This is a genomic window from Oribacterium sp. (assembly GCF_057249185.1).
Genome location: NZ_DBHIGR010000006.1, coordinates 20437 through 30592, shown reverse-complemented (window position 1 = coordinate 30592; position 10156 = coordinate 20437). Strand labels below are relative to the sequence as shown.

Annotated in this window: 10 protein-coding genes; 8 read left to right on the top strand and 2 right to left on the bottom strand. The window is 44.0% G+C overall.

Translation table 11 applies throughout. From position 1 onward, the window contains the following. The first annotated feature begins 265 nt into the window (after positions 1 to 265). Positions 266 to 502 (top strand): hypothetical protein, encoded by a 237-nt coding sequence (locus tag ACO4PX_RS00855; RefSeq protein ID WP_485570957.1) that lies wholly within the window; start codon positions 266 to 268, stop codon positions 500 to 502. Positions 503 to 692: 190 nt separating this feature from the next. Here the strand turns inward: ACO4PX_RS00855 and ACO4PX_RS00850 are convergent, their stop codons facing one another. Next, positions 693 to 863 (bottom strand): DUF362 domain-containing protein, encoded by a 171-nt coding sequence (locus tag ACO4PX_RS00850; protein ID WP_314344105.1) that lies wholly within the window; start codon positions 861 to 863, stop codon positions 693 to 695. Positions 864 to 1165: 302 nt separating this feature from the next. Between ACO4PX_RS00850 and abc-f the strand changes: the two genes are divergently transcribed. From abc-f to ACO4PX_RS00835, 3 genes are all read left to right on the top strand, one after another. Further along, the gene (gene abc-f / locus ACO4PX_RS00845) at positions 1166 to 2902 is read left to right on the top strand and encodes a ribosomal protection-like ABC-F family protein (protein WP_485570955.1); all 1737 of its coding nucleotides are present in this window, start codon (positions 1166 to 1168) and stop codon (positions 2900 to 2902) included. Between the two features lie 221 nt (positions 2903 to 3123). Beyond that, complete coding sequence (locus ACO4PX_RS00840; protein WP_314668963.1) at positions 3124 to 3411, top strand: type II toxin-antitoxin system RelB/DinJ family antitoxin; 288 nt, start codon at positions 3124 to 3126, stop codon at positions 3409 to 3411. Further along, positions 3411 to 3689, top strand: coding sequence for a type II toxin-antitoxin system YafQ family toxin (locus ACO4PX_RS00835; protein WP_485549398.1), 279 nt, complete (start codon positions 3411 to 3413; stop codon positions 3687 to 3689). Before ACO4PX_RS00840 ends, ACO4PX_RS00835 begins: the two co-directional genes overlap by 1 nt. Before the next feature lie 43 nt (positions 3690 to 3732). On the opposite strand, the gene ACO4PX_RS00830 is transcribed toward ACO4PX_RS00835, so the two are convergent. Beyond that, a complete protein-coding gene (locus tag ACO4PX_RS00830) occupies positions 3733 to 5895 on the bottom strand; it encodes a Tex family protein (protein ID WP_485570953.1) in 2163 nt (720 codons plus the stop codon). 475 nt (positions 5896 to 6370) lie between these two features. Here ACO4PX_RS00830 and ACO4PX_RS00825 point away from each other — a divergent pair, with 475 nt between their 5' ends. The 4 genes from ACO4PX_RS00825 to pdxR all read left to right on the top strand — a co-directional run bounded on the left by ACO4PX_RS00825 (position 6371) and on the right by pdxR (position 10144). Next, positions 6371 to 6799, top strand: a complete 429-nt coding sequence (locus tag ACO4PX_RS00825) for a PPC domain-containing DNA-binding protein (RefSeq protein ID WP_485570952.1) — start codon at positions 6371 to 6373, stop codon at positions 6797 to 6799. Between the two features lie 432 nt (positions 6800 to 7231). Continuing rightward, positions 7232 to 7792 (top strand): manganese efflux pump MntP, encoded by a 561-nt coding sequence (locus ACO4PX_RS00820; RefSeq protein WP_485570950.1) that lies wholly within the window; start codon positions 7232 to 7234, stop codon positions 7790 to 7792. Between the two features lie 13 nt (positions 7793 to 7805). After that, on the top strand, positions 7806 to 8996 hold the full coding sequence (gene mutY / locus ACO4PX_RS00815; RefSeq protein ID WP_485570948.1) for an A/G-specific adenine glycosylase: 1191 nt from the start codon (positions 7806 to 7808) through the stop codon (positions 8994 to 8996). Between the two features lie 68 nt (positions 8997 to 9064). Then, entirely contained in the window at positions 9065 to 10144 is a 1080-nt protein-coding gene (gene pdxR / locus ACO4PX_RS00810; protein WP_485570946.1) for a MocR-like pyridoxine biosynthesis transcription factor PdxR, read from the top strand. Positions 10145 to 10156 lie beyond the last annotated feature (12 nt).

Here is a 10156-nt window from a genome sequence, read left to right as displayed (position 1 = left end):
AGATATAAAAGTATTCTTGAATATAAGTATTATGTAATATAGGGTTATCAGACAAAACAGAATAAACATCAGAAATAGAAGAAAAGCCAATCAGGAGTCCGTTTTTTCGGACTCTTTTTTTGTTAGCATAAAGCGGTATTAGATAAAACGAATAAAATAGAACAAAAATAAAAACAAACATTTATTCGAGAATATCTATTTACAAAACAAATGTACTGTTTTATAATATGGGAAAGCTAATCCGAAAGGAAGCGAGGAGGAGAAAATGATGAAGATCACGTTAAAAACTTTTGAGATATTTGTTGCTTGTATGTTGGGATTCGGTCTGGTAGGGATGCTGTCTATCCTTCCCCAGGTAAGATGGATGGCGTACTTTGCCGTTGTGGCTTCCCTGTTCTTTTTATGGCAGATTGAAGAAGAAAAGAAGAGAAGAAAAAAGAAGGTACAGTTCTATAAGAAGATGGAGAAGATTATCGCTCGAAGACTTCAGGAAAGTACCTAGAAATATAACTTAACGAGTCAGTACGATTCTTGACAAAACATGCAATATATTGCCGGGAAATTTAAGGGATTTTTTAAAGCGGAAAAGCTCTTGGAAGGTCTTTGATAAAAGAAAAAAAGTTGCTCGAGGGAGCAACTTTTTTTGAACTCTTATTCATAATGACTGTCCTGCATAAAGCAAGACATCTTGATTATTCAGCTGTGATTGCTCCGGTTGGGCATGGCTCTTCACAAGCGCCGCAATCGATGCAAGTATCTGGATCTACAACATACTTTGTTGGGCCCTCAGAAATTGCCTCTACTGGACATACTGCTGCACATGCTCCACAGCTTACGCACTCATCACTAACTACGTGTGCCATAATGGTTCCTCCTTTTTAATGATAAATAGACTAAGTGTAACTTCACCTCCCAGTAAAGTCCTCTATATTCTAAAGCATTTGTGGAATATTGACAAGAATTTCTCAGAATTCCCTTGTTCAAAATAAAAACCAGCGGATTTTAGATTATGTACTTATATTTGAAAGTAAATGTGTCAACACTGTTGACACTATTGACCGGTTTATAGACAATGTGCAGAAATGAAATACGAACTATAGGAAACAATATGCAGGAATGGAAAAAACCATAGCCGAAAGCTTGGGAATCCAGTATACTAAAACCTATGATTTTAAATATCTCTAATTTAAGTAAATCCTATGTAGGACAATCAGTATTGAAGGAAGTATCTTTTCATCTTGAGGAAAAGGAAAAGGCAGCCATTGTGGGAATCAATGGTTCAGGAAAAACTACGTTACTCCGCTGTATTCTGGGAATTGAGGAGGCAGATGAGGGGGGGATTGCATTTTCCAAAGATAAAAAGATGGCTTACCTTGCGCAGCAGCATGCGGATATGGAGCAGGAGGACGAAGAATACGAGTCTCTTTCCGGAGGGCAGAAGACCAAGAAAAGACTGGAAGAAATCCTGATGGAAAAGCCTGATCTCTTGATTTTGGACGAACCTACCAACCACTTGGATATCGGCTCTATTCAGTGGCTGGAAAAGGTCCTAAAGCGCTATGACGGGGCTGTTCTTTTGGTGTCCCATGACCGATACTTTTTAGATAAAATCGTAACGAAGGTGATTGACCTGGAGCGGGGAAAGGCCCGGATGTATCAGGGAAACTATACCGAATATGTGGAAAAGAAGAAAATGATTCGAGAGGCGGAGAGAAAGGCCTATGAGAATCAGCAGGCGGAAATCAAGCACCAGGAAGCGGTTATCGAAAAATTAAAGCAGTTCAATAGAGAAAAAAGCATCAAGCGGGCAGAGTCTCGAGAAAAGCTTCTGTCCAAGGTGGAGCGACTGGAGCAACCGGAGGATTTGCAGAATGAGATGCGGCTTTTGTTTATGCCAAGGGAAGCTTCCGGTAATGACGTCTTGATTGCGAAAGACTTAGGAAAAAGCTTTGATGGGAAAAGGCTATTCTCCCATGGAACTTTTTCCATTCAAAGAGGGGAGCATGTAGCGGTAATCGGAGATAACGGTACCGGAAAGACCACCCTTCTCAAGATTTTAAATGGCCTGATTCAGGCGGATGAAGGGGAGTTTCGTCTGGGATCCAAAGTGAAGATTGCCTACTATGACCAGGAGCATGCCGTTCTTCATATGGAAAAAACCCTGTTTGATGAAATTCAGGACACTTATCCTGATATGAACAACACACGGGTTCGTAATGTACTGGCGGCCTTTCTTTTTACAGGAGATGATGTATATAAAAAAGTGGGGGACCTTTCCGGTGGAGAAAGGGGTAGAGTGAGCTTGGCAAAGCTTATGCTTTCCGATGCCAACTTCCTGATTTTGGACGAGCCTACCAACCACTTGGATATCCAGGGAAAGGAAGTATTGGAGGAAGCTATCCGTAACTATGAGGGAACGGTTTTATATGTTTCCCATGACCGATATTTTATCAACCAAACAGCTACAAGAATCATGGAGCTTTTTTCCAATCGTTTTGATAATTATATCGGAAATTACGACTATTATCTGGAAAAGAAGGAAGACGTCAGAAGCTACGGTGACAGCCTTCAAAAGGATACAATGCAAAACACTTGGGTAGACCCTGAGGAAATAAAGAAGGCTCAGGAGAAAGAGGCTGCCAAGCAGGATTGGGCTTCGCAAAAGGAATTTGCCGCAAAGAAAAGAAAATGGGAAACCAGCCTAAAAAAGGCGGAAGAAGAAATCGCTCGCTTGGAAGAAAAAATCACGGAACTCTCCACCGCCATGGAAGAGGTGGGAAGTGATGCAGGCAGGCTGATGGAGCTACATAAAGAGCAGGAAGCCGCAGAAGCCTCTCTACAAGAGCAATACGCCATTTGGGAAGAAAGCTCCTTGGCATTAGAAGAGCTAGAAGAGGGATAAATAAAGGACTGTAAAACTTCAGAAAAGAGCAGGATAGTTTTTATGCAGTATAGGTCTAAAATCGGGGCACGCTCTCGCTAAGTTCGCCTAACGGGTAGGGATACTAAGCGAAAAACTTCATTCTATTCGTTTTTTGCAAGAGCATGAAAAAGTTTCACATTGTATTGCATTTGTTTGCAAAAGTGATATAATCCCTATAAGAAAGCAGGGAGGTGAAAACCATGGCAAAAACGGCGAATATCAATGTCCGTATTGATCCGGAAACAAAAGCGAGTGCGGAACAGTTATTTTCAAGCTTTGGAATTACCGTAACCGATGCCATCAATATTTTTCTTCATAAATCACTGATGGAGGGAGGACTTCCTTTTGAAATGAAACAGCCTCGTTTCAACTTGGAAACGGAAATGGCGATGGAGGAAGCAAAGCTCATTATGGCAGGAAAAATTCCCGCCAAGCGTTATGCCTCGGTACAGGAATTATTGGATGAGCTGGAAACGGACGGTGAATAATGCTAGAGCTTGTAACCACGGGTGCCTTTCGCAAGGATTTGAAACTTGCAAAAAAACGAGGCTATAATCTGTCTTTGCTTGAAACGGTACTAAATACTCTTTTAGAAGAAAAAACCTTGGCTCAGCGTTATCACGACCATGCTTTAACCGGAAATTATATCGGGTTTCGAGAATGTCATATCCTGCCGTATTGGCTGCTTATTTATGCAGTAAATAAATCACAACTGATCCTCACAGCTTCAAGGACGGGGACGCACTCCGATTTGTTTGGGAGATAGGGTACATCTGTTTTGGCAGATGTACCTTTTACATTAGCCCGCCTTACTCTACATCCTTCATACTCAAGGAAATCTTCTTCCTGGCCACATCCACAGACAAGACCTTCACCTTCACAATATCCCCAAGTTTAACCACATCCAAAGGATGCTTCACAAATTTCTTGGACAAGGCGGAAATATGCACAAGGCCGTCCTGATGTACCCCGATATCCACAAAGGCACCGAAGTCAATAACATTTCTCACGGTTCCCTGGAGAACCATGCCCTCTTTTAAATCTTCCAGTTCCAGCACATCCTCTCGAAGGATGGGGGCGGGAACATCTTCTCTTGGGTCTCTTCCCGGCTTTGCTAAAGCTTCAATAATGTCCTTTAAGGTATATTCTCCTACAGAGAGCTTCTGCTCTACCCCCTTTAATCCGCCGGGGAGGGCGGAAAGGATTTTTCCCATTTCCTTTCCCTTTCCGGAGAGGAGTTCATTTTCCGCAATTCCCGCCAATGCCAGCATTTCCTTAGCCACGCTGTAGGACTCGGGATGCACGGAGGTCATATCCAAAAGCTCTTTTCCCCCACGGATTCTGAGGAATCCGGCACTTTGCTCAAAGGCCTTTGGACCTAACTTGGCCACCTTTAAAAGCTCTTTACGGGACTTAAAGGCACCGTTTTCTTCTCGGAAAGCCACAATATTTTTGGCAATGGTCTTGCTGATTCCGGAAATATAGGATAGGAGAGAGGCGGAGGCAGTGTTTAAGTCCACTCCTACCTTATTTACACAGTCCTCCACCACCTTGTTTAACTGCTCGGTCAGCTTACTTTGGTTCATGTCATGCTGATACTGTCCCACACCGATGGACTTGGGATCGATTTTCACAAGCTCCGCCAAGGGGTCCTGCAAACGTCTCGCCATGGAGGTAGAGCTTCTTTCTCCCACATCAAAATTGGGGAATTCTTCTGTGGCCAGCTTGCTGGCAGAATAAACGGAGGCGCCTGCTTCATTGACAATCACGTATTTTACGGGACTCTTTTGCTCCTTCAAATAGTCGGAAATCACCTTTTCCGATTCTCTGGAGGCGGTGCCGTTTCCCAAAGCGATGATGTCCACATGGTGCTTTTGAATCAGCTGGTGAATCTTCGCCATAGACTCCTTTACCTGATTTTTAGGGGGAGTGGGGTAAATGACGGTGGTATCCAGTACCTTTCCGGTGGCATCCACCACGGCGATTTTACAACCGGTACGAAAGCCCGGATCCCAGCCCAGCACAACCTTTCCGGTAATGGGCGCCTGCATCAAAAGCTGCTTTAAGTTATCGGAGAAGACCAGGATGGCCCCGTCCTCCGCCTTTTCTGTCAAAATGTTTCGGATTTCCGTTTCAATGGAGGGGGCAAACAGACGCTTGTAGGAATCGGCGATAGCTTCCTCCAGATAAGGCCTGCATTTTCCCTTCGTACTGACTTGCATCTGCTCCTCTATATAATGAAGGATTTCTTCTTCGGGAAAACGGAGCTTTACGCTGAGAATTTTTTCTTTTTCCCCACGATTCAAGGCCAGAATACGGTGCCCTGGAATGGATTGGATTTTTTCTTCATAGGAAAAGTAATTTTCATAGGTCTTACTCTCCGGTGTTTCTTCCTTTTCCTTTAGAGAGGAGCAAATGAAGCCCTCCTTCAGGCTCTTGTTTCGAATCCATTCTCTTAAGCGGGCATCCTCGGAGAAGTCCTCTGCCAAAATATCCTTGGCGTAGTTTAGTGCATCCGCAGCAGTAAGCACTTCCTTTTCCTGAGATATATATTTTTCCGCCTCCGCTTCCGGATTTTCACAGGGTAAAAGAAGAGCCTTCGCCAGTCCTTCCAGTCCCTTTTCTCTGGCAATCATGCCTCTGGTTCTTCGCTTTGGTTTATAGGGAAGATACAGGTCTTCCAGACGAACGGCGGTATCTGCGGCCAGAATTTCCTTTTTCAATTCCTCCGTTAATTTTCCCTGCTCCTCAATGCTATGGAGAATACTTTCTCTACGTTCTTCCAGCTTCCGAAGATACTGTAGCTTCTCTTCCAAATTTCGGAGCTCTTCATCATTTAAACCGGAGGTCAGCTCCTTACGGTACCGGGCAATAAAGGGGACGGTGTTTCCTTCATCCAAAAGCTGTACCGCCGCCTCTACCTGTTTTTTCTTTAAGGATAAATCCTCGCTGATTTTCTGAATAATATCCATATTTTTTGTTCTTCTCCTTTTTTCGACTTCTTCCTACGGATAGGTCTGCCATTTTCTGTACAATTTCTATCCGTCTGATAGGCTTGCCATTTACTTTGCACAGTTCTATCCTTCTCTTTAGGAAGAAATAGCTTTTTTAATTCCTAAAAAATAGTTCAAAAAGTCTGCCTAAGTATACAATAGCTTTGTTTTTTTCGAAAGAGAATCGCCAAGATTTTCCCGAAGCAGAAAAGGCACCCGGGAATAAATCGATTATATGTGTTTTCTGAGCAATCATAGGCATTTTCCTGAGGAACCATAGGCATTTTCCTGAGTACGATAGAAAAAAACTGTTCACGGCGTTATACTGTAAAGGAAAACTAATCACAGTGTTATACTGTAAAAGAAAACTTTTCACAGACTTACACTGTAAAAGAAAACTGTTCACGGCATTACGCTAAAAAACTTAAGTTTGAGAGAAGGGAAAGGAGATTTTATGGAGTTTCGGAAAATCGGAGAGGATTATGTGGTACGTTTAGACAGGGGTGAGGAAGTGATGGAATGTCTTACAAGTCTTTGTGAGAAGGAGGGCATTGCCTTAGCCAGCATTTCCGGAATCGGTGCTTCCGATTGTATGGAAGTGGGCCTATATAATGTTTCCGAGAAGAAATATTATCCCAAGGAGTTTACCGGGGAAATGGAAGTTACCTCTTTAGTTGGCTCTGTAACGGAAAAGGACGGAAAGCCCTATTTGCACATCCATGCAAATGCTTGTGACGAAGAGCTTAGAGGAATCGGAGGACATTTGAAAAAATGCAGAATCTCCGGAACGGGAGAAATCTTCCTTCATACCCTGCCCGGCAAGGTGGGAAGACAGGAAGACTTAAAGGGACAGACCGGACTGAATGTTTTTGCCTTTGAATAAATCTTTAAAGCTTTGAATATTGTTATTTCTATATAGCTTTCGGGAAGCATAGAGATTTTCCAAAGCTTTTTCGCTACTAGGTTTCTGTATGGGAAGAAAAACAGCTGAAAGCACTGTTAGAATTGACTAACCCCCTGCTTTTATGGGAAACTCCATAAGAGCAGTGAGGGAGTAGCATACGCGAAAGCGCAACAAGTCAACATACTGGCGGGAAGCCTGGCTTGTTTTAAAATGCGAGACTCATGTATAACGCAAGCTATACATGGAGTCTATCATAAGATTTTTTAAGGTATAGCGAGCAATCGTTATACCTTTTTTTGTTTTCTTAATGGACTTTAGCCGGTATCAGGGCTGAGATTTGGAAAATCTTGGGTCTGATGTTTCAGGAGTATCGCCGGCATAGGGTAGGAGATTTTATTTCTAAGGAGAGTTATGAAGTTTATCATCAACAGTTTTTTATTGGGAGCAGGGTTGGCTATGGATGCGGTTACGGTTTCCATGGCAAACGGCCTTGCGGAAAAAGGAATGCAGGAAAAGAAGAGGTGGTGTATTGCAGGAGTATACGGCTTCTTCCAGTTTTTGATGCCACTTTTGGGCTGGATTATGGTACATTGTTTGTTGCAGTATTTTCAGAAGCTGGAAACTTTGATTCCCTGGATTTCTTTAGGACTTCTACTCTATATCGGTGGGAAAATGCTGCTTGCCGGTATTCAGAAAAAGGAGGAAGAAGCGGAATCCATTCTGACAAAGAAAGATTTACTGCTTCAGGGAATCGCCACCTCTATCGACGCCCTTTCTGTGGGCTTTACCATCGCCCATTTTACTTTGACGGAGGCGGTTCTGGCTTCTTTGATTATCGGAGGGGAAACCCTCATCCTTTGCTACTTTGCCATCGGTATCGGGAAAAAATGCGGAACGATACTTTCCAATAAGGCGGAAATCCTGGGTGGTGTTATATTGATATTGATTGGGCTGGAAATATTTTTCTTTTAAAGAGGTTTTGTAAATGAAAGAAGCGAAGAGCAAAAACATAAGACAGTTTAGCGGAGGGGAGGATCCCTTTGCGAAAGCGCTTCTTTCCTGGTATGACGAAAATAGGCGGATTCTTCCCTGGCGAGAGGAGCCGGGACCCTATCACACCTGGCTTTCCGAAATTATGTTACAGCAGACCAGAGTGGAGGCGGTGAAGGGCTACTATGCCCGCTTTTTATCGTCACTTCCGGAAATTTCGGACCTTGCAAATGCGGAGGAGGAGAAGGTTTTAAAGCTCTGGGAGGGACTGGGCTATTATTCCCGGGCGAGAAATCTGCAAAAGGCGGCAAAGAAGATTATGACGGAATACGCCGGGGAAATACCGAAAACTTTTCAGGAATTAAAGAAGCTTCCCGGCATCGGAGAGTATACCGCCGCAGCCATTGCCTCCATTGTTTATAAGGAAGAAATTCCGGCGCTGGATGGAAACCTGCTTCGGATTTTTGCTCGTTTAACAAGCTATCCCAAGGTGGTGCTGGAGCCGGAGGGAAAGAGGCTTGCCTTTTCTTATTTTCAGGAGAAAATGCAGGGGATTGACCCGGGAGATTTTAATCAGGCTTTAATGGATCTTGGCTCAGGAGTCTGCCTTCCCAAGGGGGAGATTGCTTGCAATTCCTGTCCTTTGAAAGCGTTTTGCAGTAGCGCCAAGGCCGGAAATCCTATGGACTACCCCAAGCTTCCGGAGAAAAAGAAAAGAAAAGTGGAGCAATACAGCATTTTCCTGATACGGCATCAGGAGGAGCTTATGCTGAAAAAAAGGGAAAATAAAGGCCTTTTGGCAGGGCTTTACGAGTTTTATAAGCTGGAAGGCCATTGCTCGGAAAAGGAAGCCTTGGAAGCAGTGGAAAATTTAGGCTTACGTCCCTTGCGAATCAAAGCTTTAGGTGAGGCAAAACACATTTTCACCCACAAGGAGTGGGGCATGATAGGCTATGAGGTCTATTGCGGAGACTTTCAGGAGGAAGGACACCAAGAGGAAAGACGTCAAGAAGAAAGACAGAAAGAAGAAAAGGCCGTCATTTTAAGAGAAAGTCTGATTTCGAAGGAGAGCGTCAAAGCTAAGAGGACTTGGGAAAAGCAGGGCTATCGCTTCTATAGTAAGGAAGAAATCCACGGAGAACTCAGCATTCCCTCTGCATTTGCCTACTATAAGCAGTTTTTATAAATTTGGCAGAGTGAAATTCGGCTTCGATAAAGTGATTTAGGAGCTTACAGCCAAAGAAAGGGGGAAGGGTGAAAAAGTACATGGAGCTTTACCGGGAAATGCGGCAGGACATTGTGGAAGGTCGCTACGGTTTTTCGGAACGCCTGCCCTCCAAGCGCTATCTTTCCGAGGAACGGGGCATTTCCCTGATTACGGTGGAACATGCTCTGGCACTTTTGGAGGAAGAAGGGTATATTGAGGGGAAGGAACGAAGCGGTTACTTTGTTTCCTATCAGGAGGGAGACGTTTTTCCTGTCAGCAATAAGGAAGAGGAAGCCGGTTTTATAGATTTTTTTAAAAGAAAAACCGCTGTTTCCAAGGAGCAAATGTCCTATCCCACCATTGCGAAAGCGGTGCGGAGAGCCATGAGTAAGTATCAGGAGGAGATTTTGGAAGCCTCCGAAATGCAGGGAAAATATTTTTTGAGAAGAGCGCTGAAGGAATATTTGCGAAGAGGACGGGGAATCTTTGTGGAGGAAGAGCAAATGATTTTGGGAGCCGGTGCAGAGAATCTCTATGCCCTTCTGGCACAAATCCTGGGGGAAGAAAAGCGCTTTGCCGTGGAATTTCCTTCCTATGATAAGATGCAAAGGATTTATGAAAGCCATGGCATTCAGCTGGAGCTCCTCCCTATGGGAAAGAACGGCATTGAAAGCGCCGCTTTGCAAAAGGCGGAAGCCAAGGTTCTTCATGTGACGCCCTTCCACAGCTACCCTACAGGAATCACGGCGGATGCCTCCAAAAGACGGGAATATCTGGACTTTGCCCATAGAAACGGGGCGGTTATCATTGAGGATGATTATGACTCCGAATTTTCTCCCCTGGGAAAGCCGGAGGATTGTCTCTTTTCCATGGAAGCCGGGGAAAATGTCTTCTACATGAACAGCTTTTCCAAAACTATTGGCCCGGCCTTTCGTATGGCGTATCTTTTGCTACCCAAGAAAAACTTGAAAGAAAATCTGGAGAAAATCTCCTTTTACTCCTGTTCCGTGCCGGTGCTGGAGCAGTGCATCCTGACGGAGCTTTTGGAAAGCGGAGAGTTTGAACGGCATATCAACAGGGTAAGAAGAAGCAGAAGGATAAGAAAAAAGAGTAAGGAAGAAGAATAAAGAAGCAATCAG

Coding starts and splice junctions, on each gene's coding strand:
- ACO4PX_RS00830 (WP_485570953.1), bottom strand. CDS start 5,895: ATGGATATTATTCAGAAAATCAGCGAGGATTTATCCTTAAAGAAAAAA.
- abc-f (WP_485570955.1), top strand. CDS start 1,166: ATGATTTTAAATATCTCTAATTTAAGTAAATCCTATGTAGGACAATCA.
- mutY (WP_485570948.1), top strand. CDS start 7,806: ATGAAAGAAGCGAAGAGCAAAAACATAAGACAGTTTAGCGGAGGGGAG.
- ACO4PX_RS00855 (WP_485570957.1), top strand. CDS start 266: ATGATGAAGATCACGTTAAAAACTTTTGAGATATTTGTTGCTTGTATG.
- ACO4PX_RS00825 (WP_485570952.1), top strand. CDS start 6,371: ATGGAGTTTCGGAAAATCGGAGAGGATTATGTGGTACGTTTAGACAGG.
- ACO4PX_RS00820 (WP_485570950.1), top strand. CDS start 7,232: ATGAAGTTTATCATCAACAGTTTTTTATTGGGAGCAGGGTTGGCTATG.
- ACO4PX_RS00850 (WP_314344105.1), bottom strand. CDS start 863: ATGGCACACGTAGTTAGTGATGAGTGCGTAAGCTGTGGAGCATGTGCA.
- ACO4PX_RS00840 (WP_314668963.1), top strand. CDS start 3,124: ATGGCAAAAACGGCGAATATCAATGTCCGTATTGATCCGGAAACAAAA.
- ACO4PX_RS00835 (WP_485549398.1), top strand. CDS start 3,411: ATGCTAGAGCTTGTAACCACGGGTGCCTTTCGCAAGGATTTGAAACTT.